Source organism: Paenibacillus germinis (assembly GCF_013141785.1).
Taxonomy (GTDB): domain Bacteria; phylum Bacillota; class Bacilli; order Paenibacillales; family NBRC-103111; genus Paenibacillus_E; species Paenibacillus_E phytorum.
Map to the genome: position 1 here is coordinate 82,091 of NZ_WHOC01000006.1, position 23,922 is coordinate 106,012.

Genomic DNA, 23,922 nt, shown 5'->3' on the forward strand with positions numbered 1-23,922 from the left:
TCTTAAGGGAAGAAGTGAACGTAAGCAATATGTTGTATAATCAAGAAAATTACACGAGAGTGTTAGTAACTCTGGGAATTATAGTATTCTGCCTTTTATTTCTTATTTCAGGAGTAGATTTTAGTAACATCACACTAAAAGACGTGTTTAAAAGCATATCTACCGCTACAATGCTCACTCTATTCTTTCATGTTGCTTTTAAAAAATGGATTTGGAAATATCATTGGATACCATTTCTAAATCCGATGATCGTTCTAGTGCCTAATCTTCATGGCACATGGAAAGGAAGTTTACAATCTAGTTGGGTTGACCCAGAATCAGGGAATCAAATTCCTTCAACTGAAATCACGGCTTTCATAAGACAAAGTTTTATATCAATTAGTGTGGAAATTCATACTACAAAAATGGTAAGTAAAAGCTACATAGCCGGAATACGAACAGATGGGGAAACCCAGACACAAGAGCTTTGTTATACATACAGCAGTAGGGCTTTTGCTGATACTTTAGCAAATAATCCATGGCATGATGGAACAGCTAAATTAGAAATACATTCTGGCTCATCAATAAAATTAAAAGGTGATTACTGGACACTAAGAAAAACAATTGGCACGATTGAGTTACAACGTGTAAGTAAAAACATAGTAAGATAAACATAGTGCACCACTTTACTATTACAAAGATATTAAAGTTGAATCAGTGGATGGTGCATCGGGGGGAATAAAATGAAATTTACAGAAAAGCAATTACTAACTTATGCCGCTCCTCTTAGTGAGTCAGAGGAAGAACGCTGTAAGAATGCAATTCGAATGATTAGAGACGCTATGAAATTAATTGGATATACTGATAATGACAAAGAAATCTATCAATATGAAGGTGAAACAACTGCATATGCATTAGAATTAAATGCTACAAGTGGTAGGAAAATATTTCTCTTGGTACAGGGTTCATATGCGAATAACACAAATGTTCGTACTCAGAGCGATGTTGATGTAGCTGTTATACTAGAATCAACTTTTATTCCTGAGTACAGAGCAACTATTAAAAGTGAAAATTATGGTTTCACAGATGCTACATTTACCGTTAAACAATTAAAGGATGAAGTTGAATCTGCTCTTAAAACTAAGTTTAACAACGAAGGTATTGAACGTAATGATAAATCAATCAAGGTTCATGGGAATAGTTATCGAGTAGACTCAGATGTAGTACCTTCATATCGATACAGAGATTATCGTGGAGATTATAATTTTAGTACAACAAATTATGTAGGTGGTATCGAAATACGACCGGATTCAGGTGGAAAAATAATAAACTTTCCAGAACAGCATATTAAAAATGGCAAAAGAAAAAACAATGAAACAAACCACAAGTTTAAGAAGCATGTAAGAATAATAAAGAAAATGAAAAGTTTAATAAAGGAGTCAGGGTATTCACTTCCTACAAGCATCTCCTCTTTCGGGTTAGAATCTTTACTTTGGAATATTCCAAATACCGTTTATGCAAAATATAGTTTTCTGAGATACACATTTCATGAATTGCTTATCTATCTAAAAAATGATCTTGAAAATCTCGAGAATTACAAAGAAGCTAATGGAGTAAAGCCATTGTTTACTTCTACCGCACAAAAAGATGACTACGCAACATTTATTAAAATGTTAAGTGAGTATTATCAATATGATATTACCGAGGCTTGATTTGTGCATTTTTATAGTTTGAGTTTTGAGAATATCATTAATAATAATAGTTACGAGGAATGAATATGGATAAAGAAGAGCAGCAAAGAATTGTTTTAATAACTTTTATATTAAGTTTAATTAGTGTGTTGGTGCTTTTATTTACCAATATTAGACTACTTTCTATTCACGGAGTAAAAACAGCATTCTCTATTTCCACCTTTTTGACTCTATGGTGGGCATTTTATTTTCACTTTGGATGGAAGATTCCCAGATTAAATAAGATTTTATACAAAGAAAATATTAGCGGCACTTGGTTTGGGACTTATGAGTCGGTAGATATTAAAAGCAATAAGACTTACATTGGAGAAATATCCTTAGTGATTAAACAAAATTTTTTAAATCTACATATTACCTCTTATACTGAAAGATACAAAAATAATTCTTACAGTGAAATCCTAAGTCTCGACAAGAGAAGTGAAAAAAACAAGTTGGTTTACGTATATTCTCAAGAGGAAGTAAATACCATAGATCAATTTATTAGAAAAGGGACTACAGAATTAGAGTTGACATTGAACGAAAGTAGAGCTGAGTTCTATGGGAAGTTTTGGACAAACACCGGTACAATTGGTCAACTAAGGTTAAGGAATGTTTCAAAAGAGTATCTAGAGTTTTTTGAAGAGGCTAAACTAAAAGCAAACGGAGGAGTTCTGTAATGATGTATGCCTATATTGATGGTGATGACATTGGCTTGAAGATTGAAAAGAGTTTTATGAATAATGATGAGGTGAGCTTGCAAAAAATCAATAACGATGTAAAGGACGCTGTAAACTCTATATCCAATCAACTTATTGTTAATGGTTTTGATATTATTTTTAGTGGTGCAGACGGAATCATTTGTAAAAAACAAAATATTGGTGCTAGAGATTTATTCGAACTAATAAGGAAGTATAGTAATGATATTAACTTTTCAATGGGTGTAGGTCCTAGCCTTTGTGATGTTTTTCTTGCTCTTAGGTATGCTAAATCAAATGGGAAGAATACTGCAGCACTATATAATGGGGATTTTAGCATAATCAATTAATAAATAATTAAGCAATGTTCTTTGAGTTAGTTATATTTACAAAAAATGAAGCCCTATTCCCCGTTCTCATCTCCACAGGGGGTTCCCTTGCACATTATGAGTGGTGCGCGGAAATAATCCGGTAACATAATTGAGATATTAACCGAGATTTAGCGGAAACCAGAAATAATGCAAATAGCCAAAAACCCATACAGGTCAAAGCTCTCGAGTCCTTTAGATAATCAGCGATACCGTGGTGATAAACCCTGGCAGCGATGAGGTCAGGGGGGCAGGCCCCTTATTCTCCACCAACCGTAATAACCGATATATTCGTTTTACCCTCTAAACACATGTGGAGTGCATAACTCATTTGAAGTCATCAAACAATCCAATATAACAAAGGAGGCTACCATAACGGGTAGTCTCTTTTGTTACACTGGATCGTTTAAATCTTAGAAAAGCAGGCATTCATTCCCTTTTTGTCGAATGAGTAAAACTAACATCGAGGTTTAAGATAAATTCTTTCGAAACTCTACTTCACAAAAAGGTGATCAAATTGACTCTACCTATAGAACTTTCAGGCGTATTTTCTAACAAACAAAAATCCTATAAAATGGTGGTAATTCAAGCACTATTAACTGAGATGCAAGCAACCGGACTGAAAGATGTCTATCTACTAAATTTAAAACAACGCTTCCTCTCGCTACTTCAAGAGAGAGAGTCAAACGGCCTGATTATCGACCAGCCACCTGAGAAAGCGGGAACGAGTTGGAGTAGCTTGACTGTTAATAACGTGCAGTCAGTTATTTCCACACCGATTTCAGCACTCTCCTCCATTTTGGATCAAACTAATGAATCTATCGGCTTTAGGAAAGAACTATACGAATCATGGAATGAAGATGTATTAGGTGAACTTTATACCTACGCTCAAGCTGAGTTAGAGAACTATTATAATCAGCAGATAGAAAGCATCTCTATAAAAGAAGCACTTTCCGATATTTTATCCAGCTACCTAACATCAAAAAGAGAAACGTTTGCAGGACATAGACTTGGAAATCTCGTAAGACAACAGATACCAACCGAGCTAAGGAAATTACCATTTATCCACTCTGAATTAAAGATCACCGGTTCCGTGGGACAAGGCAATTGGGCTACGATTCCGTGGATTGCCGTCATGGATAAACGAATCACCCAGACAACACGCCAAGGGGAATATTTGGTCTATCTATTCTCAGAAGATATGAAATCGGTTTACCTTACATTCAATCAAGGGGTAACTATCCCTAATGAGACAAAAGGTAGAGCAGCAGCCTACCAATATTTCAAACAAAAAGTTCAAGAAATACGTGGCCTACTCCCACTTGAGGGAATGACCAAAGATGATGCCATCTACTTAACACCTGGTGGGTTAGGCCAAGATTATCAGGTATCCACCGTCGCTTATTACCGTTACGATCTGGAGCATCTTCCTGACGATGAACAGCTAATTGCAGACTTAAACAATGCAGTTACTAACTACAATGAATATGTAAAAAAGGTGCTCAACACTAGTGATGAGCCCGAGTCATCCATCAGTTTCAACTATACGATAAGTCATTTATATGCCGGGCAAGGCATTTTAAAATACCTACATGATCACGGGCCTAATAATATCTTATTAGATGAGTTAATATCCAATCAGGGCAGTGTTCTGCTATCTGGAGATGATGTAAAGCATCCAAAGGAGAGAGTCAGGCATCTGGGACGAGCCTTACAAGATTTAGGTTTAGTATCTATAAATGAGAACCAATTCTCATTAACTGATTTAGGTCAGGAGTATGCAAACCATTTTAACGAAAATAAATGGGTCTTAAGCGATACGCAAATCAAACTAGTTCGCGACCAGTTAAATAACGCTGAAGGACAAACTCCTCTTACTAGAAGCATCAATAAAGCTATTGAGATTTGTAAGGAGCTAGGATCTTTCACCTTAGATCATTTCACTCCAATGTTTATCAATGCTCTAGGTATGCTCCAGACTTGGGGAGAAGTTACCCAAAAACAACGATCTATTTTTATGCTCAACTGGCTAGAGATTTTGAAGTTTATTACCAAATCAGGTCAGCAGTACACGTATACAGAGTGGGAGGAGACACCTCTTGTGGATTCACTAACGGTAAGCGAGCGAGTAACCACGATCAAGAACTTCATCGAAAGCAAAGGGTTCATGTATCCCGATCGCTGGATCGAGAACTTCTTCCTATCCCTAAAAGCAAAGCCATTCGTCATTCTAGCGGGTGTCTCTGGCACTGGCAAAACAAAGCTCGTGAAGTTATTCGCTGAGGCAGTAGGAGCAACGGCGAGTAACGGCCAATTCTCATTAATCCCAGTCAGACCGGATTGGAGCGACCCTTCTGATCTATTGGGTTACAAGGATTTATCTGGTGTTTTTCGACCAGGGAAGTTAACGGAGGTGTTGGTTGAGGCTTCAAAGCCGAGTAATCAGCATAAGCCCTATTTTATATGCTTGGATGAGATGAATTTGGCTAGGGTTGAGCATTATTTCAGTGATTTACTGAGTGTGCTTGAGACGCAAGAGTGGGATAACCATCGAATTGTAACTACGCCGCTTATACATAGAGACTCCCTGCAAAATGAGTCAGATAAGCAAGTGTACGGCAACCTACATCTGCCAGATAATGTGTACATCGTTGGAACGGTGAATATGGATGAGACGACGCATCCTTTTAGCAAAAAGGTATTAGACCGTGCCAATACGATCGAGTTTAATTACATTGATCTTGGTCAATATCCAACGGGTGAAGGGATACCGTCTAGTGAAGGGGCTGCTGTTCCTCCTAATTCATTATTGCGAAGCGAATATTTGCAATTGGTTGATGTTTATCGTGACTATAAGCAATTAACGGAAGAGACGACTGAGTTATTGGTGAAGATCAATGGGATTTTGGAGCAGATTCATTCGCACGTAGGGTTTCGGATCCGGGATGCGGTCTGTTTTTACATGATTTATAATGATCGGTTTGCTTTGCTCAGTAAGGAAGCGGCATTCGATATGCAGTTGTTGCAGAAGATTTTGCCTCGTATTCAAGGGAGTAGTTCGTCTGTGAAAAAAGCTTTGCTTCAATTGATGCAGGTGGCTCAGGATCGTAGCTTACCTATTACGGAGTATATGGAGGATGCCTCTAAGCTCTATCTTTCTCCAGAGACGTTGGCAGTGTCCAAATCTCCACAAAGCGCAAGGAAAATCGCCTTCATGCTACGGAGGTTAGAAGAAGATGGCTTTACCTCATACTGGCTCTCTTAATCAAAGTACGGAATTGCTGCGAATCGAGACGAATCTGTTCAATCTCTATATTCAGGGCAAGCCGTTCCATCCCACGGTTGAAACATTGAATCTCCATCGTGATGTGGATGAGGAGTGGGTAGATGCCCATTTTCACGCTGCGCCGCTGGTGGATTCGTTGGTCATAGATTCTATTTCTATTTTCTCTCATGGACACAGGGCGATGACAAGTTGGAGTTCGGGCGATGTGTGTTCGCCGACTTTTTATGAAACACAGGCCTATGAACTGGTCATTGAAAAGAAGGCGGATATTGCCTTAACTTTTTTCCACGACAATATCCATGTGAGACAGGCGATTAAGCCGCTGGGGAAGATGATTCTATCAGGGATTCTTAATTTTCAAAATGAAGTGGGACTCTCTGAACTTGAGCTTCGATTGAATGGTGAGGCTATTTTTCGTCTCCAGTTAGAGATTTTTCCATCGAAAATAGATTATAAGAACGACTATCAGATGATCCTTAACGATGTTAATGAACAGATTTATAATCTTTCTTTCGATTTTCTACGTAAAACGTACAACCTGACAGGGTTAAAAGAAACGAATCACCAGAGTTTGACGGAGTATTTTACGATTTTGCAGCATGTATTTACGCAGCTTGTGCAGGCTGTTGAGAGAATCAAGCTATCTCCTCATTCTAAGCTTCAAAGTGAGAATCGTCTGGTCGATGCTGCACGTGTCAAAAGAGCCGGAAAAGAGAACATTGCCTTCCTAAACAAGCGCCCACATCTATTAGTCAAGGATCCGGTGAACGGGGTCGTTCAGGTAGAGGGCCAGCGGTTTACACCGACTCATTTGCTTGAGACTAGACGCCATGTTCATTATGATACAGCTGAGAATCGCTTCGTGAAATGGGTGCTTGTACGCATTGGGCAGAAGCTTAAGGATGTTAAAACGCGTTTAGCTCAAAAAAGTCGTGTGGAAGATCCTAATCTTACGAAGAAGCTTAATCTTATGCAGAGTCAGGTGCAGCGGTTGTTACAGCATGATTTTTTGGATGTTGGCGAAATGAGGCAGCTGTCTATATCTCTGGTTTTGCAAATGGCTTCGGGGTACCGAGAGGTATACCGTTATTATTTAATGTTGTTAAAAGGTTTGTCGATTCAGAATGATCTTTTCCGATTATCGATGAAAGACTTGGCTCAGCTCTATGAATACTGGTGTTTCTTGAAGATTCATCATCTTTTAAGCAAAAAGTATGAGCTGCTCAAACAAGATATTATCAAAATCAATCGGAGTGGACTGTTCGTCACACTGGATAAGTCCCAGCAGGCGAAGATGGTGTATAAAAACCCGTTGAACGGGGAGATTTTTACGCTGTTTTATAATGCGCTGCCTAAAGGGGATCGGAGTCCGACTCTGTCCCAGCGGCCAGATAATGTCCTGACTTTGAAAAAGAACGACGCCGCGGCGGAGTATAAATACATTTTCGATGCCAAATATCGCATTAATCCTGCTTATGAGGGTACGCCTTACTTCGAGAGGTACCGGATGCCAGGGCCGGAAGAGGATGATATTAATACGATGCACCGCTACCGGGATGCGATTGTGTATTCAGAGGGTCAGGGGAAAGAGTACGAGCGGAGCATGTTTGGGGCGTATGTGTTGTTTCCCTATCATGATGAGGAGCGGTTCCAGCAGCATAAGTTCTATAAAAGTGTGGAGCTTATTAATATTGGGGCTTTTCCATTTTTGCCGAATTCGACGAGCTTGATGGAGAAGTTCCTGGACGAAATTATCATGGATAGTCCGGAGAAAGCCTATGAACGGACGACGAGACCGCGAGGGACGAAGGAGTACTACGGGAATAAATTGTCTGGGAAAAATGTTTTGGTTGGGGCTTTGAGTAAGAAGTCGCAACTGGATGCTGCGTTGGAGCATGGATTTTACCATACGCCACTTCGGAATATTACGGATCATAAGGTCCTGACGAGATTGGAATTCGTCGCTTTGTATCAGTCAATTCGTTTGTTTGGTGCGGAGGAAGCGGGTATTTCATGGTATGGAAGAGTGAAGGCGTGGAAGGTTGTTCCACGCTCTGAGATAACGGCAATTCCCTCTAGTCGAGGTGCGACGGATGAGCTTTATGTTGTGTTTGAGGTGGAGGAGTGGGTTAGAAGAGAAAGTGCTATAGTACCCGCGGGGCATGGGATTTATCGGATTTTGTATACGACGGATTATATGCTTAGCAGGGCGAAGGAAGTTTCTGAACTGCGTTTGGAGACGGAGGAGGAATTGCGGGATTGGCGTGAGAAGCGGCGTGTGGGTAAGGTGAAGGTGAGGCTGGATCGGGAGCATTTGGATTTGGGTAGTTCGGTTTTGGGGATTGGGTTGGAGTAGATTTTTGATAAATAACAACACGGATTCTTTATATGGCAAAATGGGAACGTATGATGCTATATGGGAATAGGAGCTGTTGGGAAGTGGATAATAAGACTGGCATTTTAATCTATCAGACAGAAGATGGGAACACCAAAATAGATGTCAAGCTCGAGAACGGCACCGTATGGATGACCCAGAAAGCCATAGCGGAGTTGTATCAAACGACATCGCAGAATATTACCCTTCATATAAAGAACGTTTATGAAGAACACGAACTTCATCAGGATTGAACTTGTAAGGAATACTTACAAGTTCAAGTTGAAGGATCTAGAGAAATAAAAAGAAGCATCAAACACTACAACTTGGAAATGATTATTTCAATTGGCTATCGTGTCCGTTCCCATAGGGGTACCCAATTTAGGAGTTGGGCTACTGAGCGACTGAACGAGTATCTTGTTAAAGGGATTACAATGGATGATGAACGTTTAAAGGATATAACGGCAATCTCCAGTGTATATGAAGGACTGGATAGATAAGCTGAACTCATTTCTAAAGTTCAATGAGCGTGAGATTTTGACTAACGCAGGGAGTATTTCTCAGGATATAGCCGAAAAGCTGGCAACCAGTGAATACGAAAAATGCAATAAAAGACGACAAGTCACAGGGAAAGTATCGGTGCGCGCTGGCAGCGTAGCTTTTTTCATCTGTCTGCTTGACAGGGGTGTGTAGGTTTTGAACAAAAGAATGGAGGGCATCCGCCCTCCATTTTGTTTTTGTGGGGCCGTACCCGACTATGCCAAATCCACGTATGACGTATTCGGTGAGGCGGACAGGTCCTGCAGGTTGCCGCTAATGGCCCCGCAGCGAAGGTCGTTCTGCAGACGCGTCAGCAGTTTGACGGTTGCGGCGACGTTTAACCCGTAGCGCAGCTTCTTTTTGCCGGATTCGGTGCGCAAGACGTTGCCGATGACCCGGGCTTCCGCGCACGTTCCTGTAAGCGCGATGCCGTCGTAGGTACTGTCGCCGTTCTGTCCGGAATTCGTGATCGAGTTGTCTGCGATGACGGCCAGCTTCGCATTGTTCGCTTGGATGCCGTAGAAGTTCGTATCCCGGATGATGTTATCCGTGACGATGACATTGCTGCTGTCCGTCATATAAATGCCGTTCTTTTTAACGCTTTCGATAATGTTGCCGGTGACAACGCAGTGATTGCAACGCAAGCTGATTCCTTGGCCATCCAGATTCCTGAATATATTGTTAGCGATAATGATTTTCTCGCCGCAGCCTTCCGGAAACCCTTCGACATAAATGCCGTTATTGGAGGCGGTGTCGATGATGTTATGCTCGATGATGATCGTGCTGGCCGGCTGAACCGGATGGAATACGCCGTTGTCGTCCTTAGAGGAGGCAGAAGTTGCCGATGGCGTGGAAACGAATATGCCACCGGCCACCATTTTCAAATGGTTGCCCGCAATGACGGATTTTCTCCACTTGAATGGACGGATCGCCCAGTAGGTAGACTTCTCCATCACATTGTCCCGGACGATGATGTGATCGAAATAGGCGTCGGGATAAGCGCCGTGCGCTCCTACTCCGCAAGGCCACGGAACGGTACCGGGCGTACCGCTAGGTCCGAAATAGCAGTCCTTCACCGTAACGTGATGGGTGGGTGTATGGTCGGCCGTTTGACCTACGAATCCCGCTTTCAATGCGGGCTCGAGTTGAATAGCCTCGACGTAGGTTTGGGTCGTAAACATGCAGCCGATAAATTTGCAGCGCTCGATCAGTACATGACGGAGGCCAGTCAGCTCTGCAGCATGTCCGCTTTGCGTATCCTTGATTGTCAAGTTCCTGAGCGTAATGTACTCTGCGTGAGCAAGCGCAATGCCGTTGCAAACCCGGGGCTGCTTGGTCGCGTTGCAGTCGAGTATCCCGCCTTCGATCGTAATATTGCCGTTGCCGCCATATTCGTAGAAAATATCGTCCTTCCGGTAGTTGCGGATGACGTTGCCATCGTGGCCGCGGAAAATGACCGTTTGTGCATCCATTTTCAGATGGGTGTTTTTGAATATGTACAGCTCTGCCGTCATTCGGTAGGTACCCGCAGGAACGATCACGTTCGCGGCAGGCCAGCGAAGCGCTTCATTCAGAGCTGACTGCAGGGCGAGCGTATCGTCTGCCGTGCCGTCTCCTTTGGCGCCGTACCATCTGGCGTTGACGGTATAAGCGTCGACCGCGCGTTTGTATCTTGCGCCTGAAACGCTTACGAGAACGGTACCGGTATTATCCGCGGTTTGCATATCTGCTTGGTCGTAGTAGAAAAAGCCTTCTTGCTCCTGGTCAGTGACGTAGTAAGTGAAGGAAGTGGACGGTTGATCGTTCAATCTGAGTTCGGCAATCGTAGTAGGAATACAATAGGATAAGTTCATCAAATCTTTCGGTTTCAGAGAAGGATTGCCGGATTTTCCATAAGTGGCCTCCGTCACGCTTTCCGCCTGGGCGCTGTCGCCTCTCCCGTAAGCTGCCAAGACTGCGGTCGCGCCGGCCATCCCCATAGCTGCGAGCAGCTTTCTTCTGCTAATCGAACGATTTGCTGCGGGTTCTGGTTGTGGAGAATGGACTTCGTTGCTCATTCTTCAACTACCTCCTCAGTATAAGTATATTTTGCGCGAAAAAGTACAATATTTACTCATTTTAGCTCGTGTATACGAATATAATGTTAATATTCTGCGCGTTTATTTGTCAAGATATTCCTGTTGATCTTCGGTTTAAATGTTTGTAAAGCTTGCATAAATGAGTGTGAGTATTTGATTTATAAAGGAAATGTAAACATTTCAGTGAACGTTCAATGTGGAAAAAGTTGTTGACACTGCTTTTTCCCTAAGCTAATCTAATGTTAACAAACGAACAATAATGAGTGAAAATGAACAAACGGCTCGATTTATTGTGCAAAGGAGCAAAAGCCGATGTTGGCTGTCGAACGTAAAATGCGCATCGTAGAGTTCGTTAAACAGAAGAGGGTTGCAACAGTAGCGGATCTGGCAAAGGAATTTCAAGTTCATGAGGCGACAATCAGACGGGATCTTGCGGAGATCGAGCTTGAAGGGCTGCTCCGGAGAACGCACGGAGGGGTCGTGGTCGATCAAGGGGCGAACATAGAAGCCTCCTTCTCGGAAAGAGCCTATGAACAAGTTGACCAAAAGCAGCGGATCGGGAAAGCGGCTGCTGCCTTAATCGAGGATGGCGATCATGTCATTCTGGACTCGGGAACGACAACAATGTACATCGCCCAGTACCTCCAAAACCGGTCGCGGATAACCGTCGTGACGAACGACATCAACATTGCCGCGGAGCTGCGGGAAGCGCCGGGCATTACCGTCATCGTAACGGGAGGGCTACTGTATCACTCCAGCTTCATGCTGAACGGGATGTTCACCGACCATGCGCTGGGCACGCTCCATGTGCAGAAAGCGTTTATCGGGACGCCGGCGATCCATCCCAAATACGGGCTTACGCATCCGGAAGCACAGCTCGTGCCGACCAAGCAAAGCATGATCAGAGCAGCGCAGGAAATTATCGTCGTAGCGGACGATACGAAGATCGGCAAAGTGTCACTGCACAAGGTTGTGCCGATCGGCTCGGTGCATCAGTTCATTACGGGGGTCGAGTCTTCCGATGCGCAGGTAAAAGCGTTCCGCGATGAGGGAGTAAAGGTCGTGACGGTGTAAGACAAGGATGATTTCCTCGGGCGGCATGAGAGGAGGTGATATAGTTGCTTGAGGAAGGAAATAACACCGTGCGATCCCGGGCCTATCGGCTGATTAAAGCGGGGGTAGTAGAGGAGACAATTCTGGAGCATCCGGTTCCGAAAGGCCATGTTGTCATAGAGCCTGCGCTGGGCAGCATCTGCCACGCGGACTTACGATATTTTACCGGCCAGAGAAGGCAGGAGGCAATGGCGAGCAAGCTGCCGATGGCACTCATCCATGAAGGAATCGGGTACGTCGTTCGCAGTGATTCGGCAGAGCTTGTTCCCGGACAGCGGATCGTGATCGTACCGAACGTCCCAGGTTATTTGCTTGACGGGAAGACGGCGGAAACCTGCTGTCCCGTTTGCCGGGAGGGTCTTGGCAGTACATATTGTACCAGAGGACACTTTCTCGCCAGCGGAACCGACGGCATCGCCCAAAATCGGCTCGTCATACCTGCGGCATGCGCGATTCCGGTACCGGACGAAATTCCTGACGACATCGCGGTGCTGGCCGAGCTGTGTTCCGTTTCTTGCCAAGCGCTGAGCCGGGTAAAAAACCTGCTTTCCAAAAAGCGGGTAGCGGTTTTCGGCGACGGGCCGGTCGGCTTTCTGACCGCAGCGATGCTGCATCATGTTTATGGGCTAAACAGCGACCGGCTTCAAGTATTCGGCGCGATGGAAGAGAAGCTGAACGAGTTTTCGTTTGCCAGCAGGGCGATGGTGCAAAATTATGATTTCGGTAACGGAGCGGGCTTTGACATTGCGGTGGAATGCACGGGCGGACGCTTTAGCGAAAGTGCGGTTAACCAGGCGATCGAGCTGCTCAATCCGGGAGGCGTCCTTTTGATGATGGGCGTTACCGAGGAGCGCGTTCCGATCAATACGCGGGATGTTCTGGAGAAAGGGATTACGTTAATCGGCAGCAGCCGGAGCTCTTCTGAGGATTTCATCCAAGTATTAAACGCTATGCGGAATCCGGCTTGCCAGGCTACGCTGCGGCAGCTGCTGCCAGAGCAGTGGCACCGGGTATCGGCAGTCGAGCATTTTGTTGAAGCCATGAACGAGGCTAGCGCCCATCGTCAGTGGAAAAAAACGGTACTGGCGTTTCAATGGTAAGCAACCAATGAAACAGCACAGTACCCAAGAGAAAAAAATATATGCACTTATATTGTACACGATAGAGAGAAAATTTGAAACACTGCCCGCAAGAACATGTGACTCCAGATGTCACATGTTTTCGCGGGCAATGAAGAAAGCGCTTTATATTTATTAATATTTTGTAAAGGTTATTGAAAGAAAGATGAAAATAGGAGGATTCAAAGTGGCTTACAAAGCGAAGAAAACGATAACGACATCAGTTGTGACGGTTTTACTTTCGAGTATCGTCTTGGCGGCGTGCGGGAACAGCTCCGACAAACCCGCCGTTTCTGGGGGAGGAGCCGCAAGCACCAAACCCGTAAACAAGGACATCAAGGTGCTGTTATCCCATAATAACTCGGGATTCGCCTCCAAAGGCCCGGACGACAAGAAAACCAAGTATTACCAAGAGCTGAGCAAGTTGTCCGGGTATAATGTCAGCTATGAATTCTTGGGCCATGACATCGATTTCCGCCAGCAGCTGGCGCTTCGTTTCGCGTCCGGCGAGCTGCCCGATCTGGTCAGAACCGCCAGCGTTGACTGGGAAGTGCATCAAGGGGCCGTCGATCGCGGCGTATTTCTTGATCTAGGACCGCTGATCGACAAGTACGCGCCTAACCTAAAGAAGAAAATTCCGGAGGCTGCCTGGAAAAGCCCGAAGGTAACCAAAAACGGCAAAATATACGGCATCCCGGTACTGAACGGCGCGGCGGCCGACCGGATCATGTTCTACCGTCAGGACTTCCTCGACAAGGTGAATATGTCCGTGCCGAAGACGCTGGACGAATTCTTGAAATTCGCCGAGGCGGTCAAAACGACCGACGTCAACAACGACGGCATCCCGAACAATACGTGGGCGCTTTCCTTGACGGACGGTATGTCGTGGAACGATGTGTTCACCGGCTCCTTCGGCCTCAGACCGGGGACGTGGCATATGCGGAACGGCAAGCTGGAGCCGGATATCATCCAGCCGCAAATGAAGGAAGCGATCGCGTTCTACAAGCAGCTTTATGACAAAGGCTACATCGAGAAGGACTTTATTACGAAGAAGCAGGGCGACCGCGGAACGGACATCGCCAAAGGCACTGTCGCCGCGTGGGGAGCCGCAACGTATCAATACGCCGCCGTCGCGGCGCAGGAGTTCACGAACCAGCCTAAAGGCGCCATCACGATGGCCGTTCCGCCGAAGGGGCCGCGCGGGGAAAATTTCTTGCAGGCCGAGACGGATCAGGTCTACTTCGTTTGGACCATTCCGGCGACAACGAAAAATCCGGAGGAAGTCATCAAGTTCCTCGAGTGGGCTTGGAGCTCGCCGGAAGCCGACAAGTTTTTCGCTTACGGCATCAAGGATTTCAACTACACGGAAGAGAACGGCCAGATCAAATTCGATCCGAAGGGGCCGAATAACTCTCAGCTCAACGAGAAAGAGTTTTTCCAGCTCTCGATCAACGTCCGCGAGAACGGCTTGAACAATCCGCTTGCGCTTAAGGTACTGCCGAACAGCGATAAAATTTTGAAGGGCTATGACGACGCCAAATCGGTTCTCATGAAGAATGATGCGATGTATATGCCGCCGCTCAAGGCAATGGACGGCCGTCCTGAGCTGAACCCCGGGTTTGTGGCGGGCAGCTTGTTCTACGACTGGTTCGCCAAGATGGTCGTCGGCAAGGAAGATTTGGACAAAGGCTTCGACACCTTCGTTGCCGAGTGGAAGAAACGCGGTGGTGACGCGGCTATCAAAGAAGCGACAGACTGGTACAACAGCTTCAACAAGAAATAAGGTGAAATAAAGGAATGGGCCCTCCGGCGAACGCAGGCAAAGGGCCCTTTTCTTCAGAAGGGAGACTTCCGTTTGTTCCGAAAAGCCAATTCTCGGGATGCGATCGTGCTGCTGCTGCTTGCGCTGCCGGCGCTTGCCCATTTTCTTATTTTCAAATACATCCCTTTGGCGGGCAATGTCATTGCATTCCAGGACTATAACATATTCGCAGGCGTATTCGAAAGCAAATGGGTCGGCTTTAAGCACTTCCAATTCATGTTTCAGTATGCCGAATTCAAGACAGTGCTGAAAAACTCGCTGAAATTCGGCCTGTATTCCATTCTCTTCGGCTTTCCGGCCCCATTGCTTTTGGCCATGCTGCTGAACGAAATCCGCAAAAGCTGGTTCAAGCGCATGACGCAAACGCTGGTGTATTTGCCGCACTTTTTGTCGTGGGTCATCGTAGGCGGCATTTTCACCGAGCTGCTTGCCAATGAAGGAGTCATCAATCGGGCGCTGGGCCTGTTCGGCATGGAGCCTGTCTCTTTCCTGACGGAGCCCCGTTATTTCATGGGGATGGTGGTCGGCCTCGGCATCTGGAAGGAAGTAGGCTGGTCGATGATTATTTATTTGGCGGCGCTCTCCGGCATTAATCCGAATCTGTATGAGGCGGCGATGGTGGACGGGGCTGGGCGCTTCAAGCAAGCCTGGCATATTACGCTTCCCTCGATCATGCCCGCCATCATCGTACTGCTGCTGCTGCGGATCGGCCACGTCCTCGATGCCAACGTCGAGCAAATTTTGTTCTTCCTTAATCCGCTCAACCGGGAAGCAGGCGAAGTATTCGATACGTATGTGTACCGCGTCGGGTTGATGGGCAGCCAATACAGCTATACGACAGCGATCGGATTGTTTAAGGCGTTTGTCGGCATCATTCTCGTCGTCGGTCTGAACACGCTTAGCCGCAAAACGACCGGGGAAAGCATTTACTAGGAGGATACGCATAATGAAGATTCAACGCTCGGAGAAATGGTTTCAATGGGTGAACGCCGCCTTTTTCACCGCGTTGTGTTTTACGATGGTCTCCCCCCTGATTCATCTGCTATCCGTTTCGCTCAGCGATCCGAAATTTGCTAACAACAAATTGGTCGTGCTATGGCCAAAAGGGTTTCAGATGAACGTATACGAATCGCTCCTGCACATGAAAACCATGTGGCGGGCGATGGGGGTGAGCCTCTATATCACGATATTGGGGACGCTGCTTTGCCTGATTATGACTTCAGCGCTTGCCTACGCGCTTACGCGCCCGGCGATGCCGGGACGGAAGCTGCTGCTGAAGCTGATACTGGTCACGTTTATCTTTCCGGTGCCGCTTATTCCGAGCTATTTGATGGTCAAGGAACTAGGCATGATCAACTCGCTCTGGTCTCTCATCATTCCCGGAGCGGTGGGAGCATATAACGTATTCATTATGAAAACGTTCTTCCAGGGCATATCGTCCGAGCTCGTCGAAGCGATGAAAATAGATGGCAGCGGAGAAGCCGGCATCTACATCAGGCTCGTGCTGCCGTTATCCGGGCCGGTTCTCGCGACAATTGCACTTTTCCATTCCGTGGGGACGTGGAACAGCTATTTCGGGGCCATGATTTATCTTCGCTCGAAGGACCTGTATCCGCTGCAGATGCTGCTCAAAAATATGGTGGCGACGAACGCAGCCGATTCCGGATTGGACAGCATCGCGGTCGATTCCGGCGTGCTGTCCAGCCCCGCGACGATCAAGGCTGCCGCCATTATATTCTCGATGGCGCCGATCGTTCTCGTCTATCCGTTCTTGCAAAAATATTTCGTAAAAGGCGCCATGCTCGGATCGCTGAAGGAATAGGAGGGGGATGAGATGGAGATAGAGCAATCGCCGAAGAATGGCGTGAAAGCGAAATTAAGGGTAGAAGCGCCCGATTCCGCGATTTCGTTCGAGGTGGAGCGGCATGCGGAATGGATGCGGCTGCGATTCGATTACGGGAAGCCCCGGACTTGGCGCCAGCTCGTCATTCGCGATCCTGCCGACCGTTTACGCTTTATGCATTTTGATGTTGTAGAGCCGCGGAACGCGCTGCTGCACCGGAATGCCGAACTGACGACGGCGACGGCCGTGGCCGGTGATATAATCCCGGGCCGCTGGACGATCGAATTTCTGCGCAATTTCCCGGGGGAGTTCGAACTGGAATGGGTTATCGGAGACGGAGAGGTTCTTGACGAGGCATTCGTCCGGGATGAAGACCGCGAGATTTGGAGCGAGGGCGAAGGGGCCGGACGGAATGGGGACTTGAACCGTTACGACTGGAACGTGTGCAAAGGGACCGGACGCCGCTGGTACAGAGGCGATCTGCACGGTCATACGACGCTGTCCGACGGGTCGCTGTCGCCGCGCGAGATGACAAGGCAGGCGGAAGCGCGGGAGCTGGATTTCTTTTTCGTTACCGAGCATAACGTATTCCCGTCAAGCTGGCCGAAGGGAAAGCCCTTGGTCATCCCGGGTATGGAGTTTACCTCGTTCGGCAAGGGAGATTGGAACGCTCTCGGCTTGCCCGGCTGGATCGATTGTTGGGGAACGGGTCTTCAGGATGGAGGCATGCATACGCAGGAGGGGCAGAACCGGATGATGGAGGAGGCGGCCGCGTGCGGTGCGGTTCGTACGTTCAACCATCCGCTGGCCGGACGGTTTGCATGGCGGTATCCGGAATCACCGCTCCGCTTCATTGATTTGCTGGAAATATGGAACAGCCCGACGAGGAGGTCGACACCTGGTTTGACCGAGCAGACAATGGTGCTGTGGAATTTGCTGTGGAACGACGGATATCGCGTGCCCGGCGTCGGCGGTTCGGACACGCATCTTCGGCCCGATCAGAGCTACGAAGAGGGTTGCCCGCCGGATACGATCGGTGATCCAGCAAGCTATGTGCTGGCAGACCGGCTGACGCCACAGGACATCTTAAGCGGTTTGCGCGCCGGGCATGTGTATGTGTCCCGCGGTCCTGAGCTTGAGGCATCCATTGAAGCTGGAGGATGCACGTTTACGTTCGGGGATGATTTGACCGAGGCGCTGGCCGGCTCCGGTGACGGCATCGTTCGCTATCGACTGACGGTGACGGACGCCAAGGGAGCGAAGCTGCGCATCATCGAGAACGGCGTCGTTATCGACACACAGCCGATTGAGACGGACTGCTGGGTGCACGATCAAACCTTTTCATGGAAAGGTCTGGATTATGTGTGGAGAAGATTGGAGATTCGCGATGCGGATGACAAGCTGCTCTGCTTTACGAACCCGATTTCGAGCGGAACGAAGGAGCATGAGCTCCTGACATGGGGGCAGCTGCTGGACAAAGCAGGAATTGCGCTTGATTCGCTCGTATAACTATTTGAATGAGGGAGGAAGGAAATCTCATGACTGTTTTTATCAATATGCTACCGTATATGAACCGGATCGAAGACTGCAAGGAGCTTCTTGACAGGTGGTCCGGCGGTATAGAAATTTCGATGGACGGGCCGAACTGGCTTGAGCCTATCAATTGGCATGCGGAATTCGGTCGTTTCAAAGGCCGTCCGGGACCGTTAAGCGTGCATTCGCCGATCTGGGAGCTTAATATCGCCTCGGCGCGGTTCGACCTGCTCGCACAGTATTCTTGCGATGTGTATAAGGAATGTCTAGCCTGGTCAGCGCATATCGGGGCCGAGCAAATGGTTCTGCATCCGAGTTTGTACTCCACACCGCTATTTTTGCGGAAGCAATCCCAGCAGCGGTCGATCGACAACCTGAAGCGTCTTGGCGACGAGGCACAGAAGCTTGGTATCGACCTCGCTGTGGAAAATGTAGGGTTCCGCGATGGAGCGCTGTTCAATCAGGAAGAGTTTGCCCGCTTGTTCGAAGATATTCCGACGATCACGGCGCTCGTGGATGTGGGGCACGCACATATCAATTGCTGGAATACGCCAGAGCTCCTTCGCGCATTGGGAGGACGGCTCAGCGCGGTTCACCTTCACGACAATGACGGCATCGACGACTTGCATCAGCCGGTCGGTGAAGGAACGATCGAATGGCAGCCGATTTGGGATGCGCTCAAGGAAATGCAGCATCCGTTCCGTTCTATATTGGAGTATCAGCACGATACGCCGGTGGAAACGGTTCTGCAGCATGCGGTGATGGTGGGAAGAAAGCTTGGGATGAATCCTGAATGATTGCTCGGCTTGGGCAGAACAACTTGATGATCGTTGCCGAGCACAGAGAAAAAGGTATGGTCCTAATGGGGAAAGCGATGACCTCGTTAACAAAGCCTACCCCGTACGATTTATTCATGCTGCATGCGGTGGCCAGAGGTTGAATCGTGGAAGATGTGGATAGCGCGCAGACGGTGTTTGCGGTGAATGAGGGGATTACTCCTTTTGATATCAGTAGGATTATGGCTGAGTTTATTGCTTAAGGAAAAGATGAAATTCGTACAGTTATTTAATTCCAAGCATAGTGAACAAAGTATATTCAATATGGTTTGCACGCGTGGATTCAACTAGTCATTAAAGCTGGTTTCTCTGTGTGAGCTGTATTTACACGGTCATGGACTTTTGAGTCCATGGCCTTTTTTTTATGCTTTGATATCCAAGGGGAAGATAACGATGGCTATTGTCCAAGTAAATGTTGACTACTCTCAGGGCAAAGAGTATCAGGGTTATGATATTCGAGAAATTGGATTAAACTAGTACCATTATTGCCCTCAGGAAAGGAGATCGCAGCAATGAATAAGGATGATTTCGGAAATCGAATGAAGAATTACGAGAATACGTTCCGGCACAGTTTACCGCAGCGTCTGCCTGTAATCCTGAGAATTGACGGGTGCCACTTTCACACCTTTACACGAGGGATGGCCAAACCGTTTGATGAGCTGTTAACCAAAGCGTTATGGGAGACCTGTAAGTATCTCGCTCAAAATATAATGGGCTGTAAATTGGTTTACCACCAAAGTGACGAGATTTCAATCCTGCTCACGAATTATGATAAATTGACCACTCAATCGTGGTTTGATAATAACATACAAAAAATGGTATCTGTGTCTTCATCAATGGCCACGGCTAAGTTCAATGAGGAGATTAGAAAGTATTATCCCGATAAGGAACTGGCGACATTTGATAGCAGAGCATGGGTATTACCGCATGATGAGGTCACGAACTACTTTCTCTGGCGCCAGCAGGATGCGACGAAGAATAGCATTTCTATGATTGCTCAGGCGCACTTCCCGCAAAAAGTGCTGCAAGGTCTTGATGGAAAACAGCTTCAGGACAAGCTATTCGTGGAAAAGGGAATGAATTGGAATGATCTTCCTGTATGGCAAAAACGAGGGGTTTGCATAACAAAACAGTCCTATTTAAAAGGAGAAGCACAAAGAAATAAGTGGGATGTTGATATGGATACTCCGATTTTTTCGCAAAATAGAGAGTATATCAATCAATACGTCTATCTGAATGGGAATGAGTAATTATGGAGTGTGTGATCTTTGTCGGTATTCAAGCCTCAGGCAAATCAACCTTCTTTAAAGAGCGATTTTTCAATTCCCACATCAGAATCAACATGGATATGCTTAAAACCAGGCACAGGGAAAACATATATTTAGCCGCATCCTTCCAAGCCAAGCAGCCTTTTGTTGTGGACAACACGAATCCAACGATTGAGGATAGGAGTAAGTATATATCACTCGCCAAAGAACACAAGTTCCGAGTAGTGGGTTATTATTTTGAACCTGATTTTGCTGAGTCTGTAAAAAGAAATGAAGTGCGTTCAGGGAGTGAAAAAGTACCGGAGGTTGGAATTAAGAGTATAATGAAAAGATTACAGACACCTGATTTCAGTGAAGGATTTGATACGTTATATCGAGTAAGAACGGAAGACGGGAAGTTTTATGTTGAGGATTTTTATTAAGGAAAACAAGAGTTAACTCAAGAAGCTTTTCGGTGGTACAAGTGAGTTGAGTTATGAACAAAGTGATAGAAGGCTTGCAAAATGGAGCCATTAGATTTAGAGAGCACCTGTTGTTAAAACAGGTGTTTTTACTTTTAAAAGCTTTACTTTTAACTTTTTGAAGCCGTAAGTAATCTGACTCTTCATGACAGTAATGTGTTGTTTGATACGGACTAAGTTGCGATAATTGGGTTATACCTAGAAATGATAAATGGGACTGCCAAATTAAATCCTTTCAGAAAAGTGAGCCAAACGCGATGATCAAAATAATCAGGTCGAAAGTAGAAGCCGAGCTTCAGGCATTCGTCGGGACTGACGCTTATATCCACAGCGAAGCGACATCATTTGTCTTCGTTCGCAATTTCAAGGTCAAGGTTACCCATGTCTTTATAGCGGGGGAAGGCCCTTTTCGTGCCGCTCTACGATTCGATGGGCATGGCTGGCTGCGAATGGAGGCGCTCACACATTATGAGGTAGATGGGAATGGTCGTCTTTTGCTGGCTGGCTATGATGACAGAGGTCGGATGAATGTTGCTCTGCACTTGGGAAAGGAGCCGTTTCCAGAATGAACAATATCGATAAAGCCAAAAAGCTGCTCGCGGTGTTTGCCCATCCTGACGACGAGTCGTTTATTTGTGGAGGTACTCTCGCCAAATATGCCAGTGAGGGGGTGGACATTACACTGGTGAGCGCCACGCGGGGTGAAATGGGACGACGTATGGGCAATCCACCCTATCTTAACCGGGAATCGATGGCGGCTGCCCGTGAAATGGAACTACGGCAGGCCTGCGAGAGCCTGGGCATCCGACAGCTCCTATTTTTGGATATCCGCGATAAAACAGTTGAGTTTTCCGATGAGGATAGCTTGACAGCACGGATTGCTGCCCTCATTAATGAAGTGGATCCCGATGTCGTGCTTACGTTTCACGAAACGCTAGGTGGACACCCAGATCATTGCGCAATTGGAAAAGCGACGACGAACGCTTTTGGGCGAACAGGACATAGGGGTGCTTTATATTTCATTACGTTCGGTGACGCAATGGAGCGTCCGGAGCGGTACGGGTATTCCCGAAAGGATGTCATTAAAATCGACGTACATGTTCATCTGGAAGCAAAGCTCGCCGCGTTTCGGGCCCACCGCTGCCAGACCGAAATCGACGAATGGGTATGGCTGCCCACCCAAGAGGCGCTGGCGAGATTCGGCAGATATGAATACTTTTTGAAGGCGGATAGGGAGGCTCCGACGCGGGCTCTCGATGATTTGTTTTAGCGTCTCTCTCGGATCACAAGGGTGTCTCGGCTAAAGCGGCTTTAGCCAAGGTATGAAGTACTGTATTATCCATTGGCGGATTATGCAGGCCTGCACGAACATCCCGGTAATACCGTTCCAAAGGCCGATTGCGGGATAAACTCGCGGCACCGACAATTCTCATCGCCAAGTCCACGATTTTGATGGCGTTGTTGGTGGCAACATACTTGGCCAAGCCGAGCTCTGGTTTCAACGCGGGTCGGTCTTCCTTCTCACGATCCCAGCGATCCGCCACCGCATAAAGGAGCGAGCGTGCGGTTCGTAATTCGATTTCCATCTCTCTTTATTGTGAAGAAACTTTAATTTATTTCGAGTAGAATGTTTAAGGTTCGCATGGAAAAATGAACAGGGGTTCGATCCATGCTTTTGTTACATTACGAGCTCTTCAAAGTAATCCTTATCGACCCAATCCTTTTTCAAACGTAAAGAACCCACTGTTCAGGCGAGACAAAGTGTACTTTAATGTCACACAGTGATTATTGCGACAAAAAAGTGACAGTCTCGGAAAAAGTCCGACAGAATTCGACCGAAATGCCAGAAATCTTAAGTTTTTCACTTTCTTCCACTTTGCATTAAAGCTAGAATCTGATAGGATATAAAGAAAGACGATAGTTTTAGTAAGAATTAAAAGGAGGCACCTTTTCATGGAAAAATTGATGCTTGATTCTATAGATGAAATGACGCATCTGGATCAACTCGAGGCTGAAGCGATTTATATTATACGAGAAGTAGCGGCGGAATGTGAAAATCCCGTAATGCTGTATTCGATCGGGAAGGATAGTTCCGTGATGCTGCATTTGGCGCTGAAAGCATTTTATCCGGAGAAGCCGCCGTTTCCTTTCATGCATATTGATACGACGTGGAAATTTAAAGAAATGATTGAATTCCGCGATCGCAAAGCCAAAGAATTCGGAATTAAGATGATTGTTCACTCCAATCAGGAGGGGATTGATCAAGGGATCAACCCGTTCGATCATGGTTCCGCGTATACGGATATTATGAAAACCCAAGCCTTGAAAGAAGGATTGGACAAATACGGTTTTACAGCTGCGTTCGGCGGCGGAAGACGTGACGAGGAGAAGTCGCGTGCGAAGGAGCGGATATTCTCTTTCCGTAATAAAAACCATGCCTGGGATCCGAAAAACCAACGACCAGAAATGTGGAAGCTTTTTAATACAAGAATCAATAAGGGCGAAAGCACCCGCGTATTCCCAATATCCAACTGGACGGAAAAAGACATCTGGCAATACATTCGCAGAGAGAACATTGATATTGTGCCACTCTATTTTGCAAAAGAAAGACCTGTACTCGAACGCGACGGACATCTCATCATGGTTGACGATGATCGCATGAAACTCGAAGCTCATGAGAAAATTGAAATGAAGAAGATGCGGTTTCGTACATTAGGCTGCTATCCCCTTACTGGCGGAGCCGAGTCGGAGGCGGATACGATAGATGCCATTATTGAAGAAACGCTTGGTGCGGTCTCATCCGAACGGACAACACGGGTAATTGACCAAGAAGCGGCGGGAAGTATGGAAAGACGTAAACGGGAGGGTTATTTCTAAA

At 46.5% G+C, this 23,922-nt stretch carries 23 protein-coding genes and 1 pseudogene; 22 read left to right on the forward strand and 2 right to left on the reverse strand.

The features are described from left to right. Positions 1–29: 29 nt before the first annotated feature. The 9 genes from GC102_RS00370 (at position 30) to rhuM (GC102_RS39220) (ending at position 9,125) form a co-directional block, all read left to right on the forward strand. Positions 30–650 carry a Cap15 family cyclic dinucleotide receptor domain-containing protein gene (locus GC102_RS00370; RefSeq protein ID WP_171687727.1) on the forward strand — a complete coding sequence of 207 codons (621 nt, stop codon included), beginning with the start codon at positions 30–32 and terminating at the stop codon, positions 648–650. A 72-nt stretch (positions 651–722) separates the two neighbouring features. Then, entirely contained in the window at positions 723–1,691 is a 969-nt protein-coding gene (locus GC102_RS00375) for a nucleotidyltransferase domain-containing protein (RefSeq protein ID WP_171687728.1), read from the forward strand. Positions 1,692–1,756: 65 nt separating this feature from the next. After that, on the forward strand, positions 1,757–2,386 hold the full coding sequence (locus tag GC102_RS00380) for a Cap15 family cyclic dinucleotide receptor domain-containing protein (RefSeq protein ID WP_171687729.1): 630 nt from the start codon (positions 1,757–1,759) through the stop codon (positions 2,384–2,386). Next, a complete protein-coding gene (locus GC102_RS00385) occupies positions 2,386–2,754 on the forward strand; it encodes a mCpol domain-containing protein (protein ID WP_171687730.1) in 369 nt (122 codons plus the stop codon). The genes GC102_RS00380 and GC102_RS00385 overlap by 1 nt, the downstream gene beginning before the upstream one ends. Before the next feature lie 535 nt (positions 2,755–3,289). Then, positions 3,290–6,037, forward strand: coding sequence for an MrcB family domain-containing protein (locus tag GC102_RS00390; protein ID WP_171687731.1), 2,748 nt, complete (start codon positions 3,290–3,292; stop codon positions 6,035–6,037). Beyond that, on the forward strand, positions 6,009–8,414 hold the full coding sequence (locus GC102_RS00395; RefSeq protein ID WP_171687732.1) for a restriction endonuclease-like protein: 2,406 nt from the start codon (positions 6,009–6,011) through the stop codon (positions 8,412–8,414). Before GC102_RS00390 ends, GC102_RS00395 begins: the two co-directional genes overlap by 29 nt. Positions 8,415–8,497: 83 nt before the next feature. Then, positions 8,498–8,686, forward strand: a complete 189-nt coding sequence (locus GC102_RS39210; RefSeq protein WP_246320662.1) for a virulence RhuM family protein — start codon at positions 8,498–8,500, stop codon at positions 8,684–8,686. Between the two features lie 57 nt (positions 8,687–8,743). Further along, positions 8,744–8,932, forward strand: a complete 189-nt coding sequence (gene rhuM, locus GC102_RS39215; RefSeq protein WP_376769337.1) for a RhuM family protein — start codon at positions 8,744–8,746, stop codon at positions 8,930–8,932. Continuing rightward, positions 8,913–9,125: a RhuM family protein gene (rhuM, locus tag GC102_RS39220; RefSeq protein ID WP_246320663.1), complete on the forward strand. Its 213-nt coding sequence runs from the start codon at positions 8,913–8,915 to the stop codon at positions 9,123–9,125. Before rhuM (GC102_RS39215) ends, rhuM (GC102_RS39220) begins: the two co-directional genes overlap by 20 nt. A gap of 62 nt (positions 9,126–9,187) precedes the next feature. Here the strand turns inward: rhuM (GC102_RS39220) and GC102_RS00405 are convergent, their stop codons facing one another. Next, entirely contained in the window at positions 9,188–11,029 is a 1,842-nt protein-coding gene (locus tag GC102_RS00405) for a right-handed parallel beta-helix repeat-containing protein (protein ID WP_171687733.1), read from the reverse strand. 333 nt (positions 11,030–11,362) lie between these two features. Between GC102_RS00405 and GC102_RS00410 the strand changes: the two genes are divergently transcribed. The 12 genes from GC102_RS00410 to GC102_RS00465 all read left to right on the forward strand — a co-directional run bounded on the left by GC102_RS00410 (position 11,363) and on the right by GC102_RS00465 (position 22,314). Continuing rightward, the gene (locus GC102_RS00410; RefSeq protein ID WP_171687734.1) at positions 11,363–12,124 is read left to right on the forward strand and encodes a DeoR/GlpR family DNA-binding transcription regulator; all 762 of its coding nucleotides are present in this window, start codon (positions 11,363–11,365) and stop codon (positions 12,122–12,124) included. 44 nt (positions 12,125–12,168) lie between these two features. Then, positions 12,169–13,263, forward strand: a complete 1,095-nt coding sequence (locus GC102_RS00415) for a zinc-binding dehydrogenase (RefSeq protein WP_171687735.1) — start codon at positions 12,169–12,171, stop codon at positions 13,261–13,263. A gap of 205 nt (positions 13,264–13,468) precedes the next feature. Next, positions 13,469–15,064 (forward strand): type 2 periplasmic-binding domain-containing protein, encoded by a 1,596-nt coding sequence (locus GC102_RS00420; RefSeq protein ID WP_171687736.1) that lies wholly within the window; start codon positions 13,469–13,471, stop codon positions 15,062–15,064. A gap of 72 nt (positions 15,065–15,136) precedes the next feature. After that, complete coding sequence (locus tag GC102_RS00425) at positions 15,137–16,036, forward strand: ABC transporter permease (RefSeq protein ID WP_171687737.1); 900 nt, start codon at positions 15,137–15,139, stop codon at positions 16,034–16,036. A gap of 85 nt (positions 16,037–16,121) precedes the next feature. Next, a complete protein-coding gene (locus GC102_RS00430) occupies positions 16,122–16,925 on the forward strand; it encodes a carbohydrate ABC transporter permease (protein WP_246320665.1) in 804 nt (267 codons plus the stop codon). Positions 16,926–16,937: 12 nt separating this feature from the next. Then, positions 16,938–18,455 carry a CehA/McbA family metallohydrolase gene (locus GC102_RS00435; protein ID WP_171687739.1) on the forward strand — a complete coding sequence of 506 codons (1,518 nt, stop codon included), beginning with the start codon at positions 16,938–16,940 and terminating at the stop codon, positions 18,453–18,455. Between the two features lie 29 nt (positions 18,456–18,484). Continuing rightward, on the forward strand, positions 18,485–19,276 hold the full coding sequence (locus tag GC102_RS00440) for a sugar phosphate isomerase/epimerase family protein (RefSeq protein ID WP_171687740.1): 792 nt from the start codon (positions 18,485–18,487) through the stop codon (positions 19,274–19,276). Beyond that, entirely contained in the window at positions 19,273–19,419 is a 147-nt protein-coding gene (locus GC102_RS40240; protein ID WP_216627887.1) for a hypothetical protein, read from the forward strand. The genes GC102_RS00440 and GC102_RS40240 overlap by 4 nt, the downstream gene beginning before the upstream one ends. Before the next feature lie 408 nt (positions 19,420–19,827). Continuing rightward, positions 19,828–20,565, forward strand: coding sequence for a tRNA(His) guanylyltransferase Thg1 family protein (locus tag GC102_RS00450; protein WP_171687741.1), 738 nt, complete (start codon positions 19,828–19,830; stop codon positions 20,563–20,565). Between the two features lie 2 nt (positions 20,566–20,567). Next, positions 20,568–21,005: an ATP-binding protein gene (locus GC102_RS00455; RefSeq protein WP_171687742.1), complete on the forward strand. Its 438-nt coding sequence runs from the start codon at positions 20,568–20,570 to the stop codon at positions 21,003–21,005. A gap of 296 nt (positions 21,006–21,301) precedes the next feature. After that, positions 21,302–21,613, forward strand: coding sequence for a DUF1806 family protein (locus GC102_RS00460; protein ID WP_056830839.1), 312 nt, complete (start codon positions 21,302–21,304; stop codon positions 21,611–21,613). Then, a complete protein-coding gene (locus tag GC102_RS00465; RefSeq protein WP_171687743.1) occupies positions 21,610–22,314 on the forward strand; it encodes a PIG-L family deacetylase in 705 nt (234 codons plus the stop codon). The genes GC102_RS00460 and GC102_RS00465 overlap by 4 nt, the downstream gene beginning before the upstream one ends. Before the next feature lie 13 nt (positions 22,315–22,327). Here the strand turns inward: GC102_RS00465 and GC102_RS00470 are convergent. Next, a pseudogene (locus GC102_RS00470) lies at positions 22,328–22,633 on the reverse strand (acyl-CoA dehydrogenase family protein); the annotation flags it as partial. Positions 22,634–22,997: 364 nt separating this feature from the next. On the opposite strand from GC102_RS00470, the gene cysD reads away from it, so the two are divergent. Continuing rightward, positions 22,998–23,921, forward strand: coding sequence for a sulfate adenylyltransferase subunit CysD (gene cysD, locus GC102_RS00475; RefSeq protein WP_246320666.1), 924 nt, complete (start codon positions 22,998–23,000; stop codon positions 23,919–23,921). Position 23,922 lies beyond the last annotated feature (1 nt).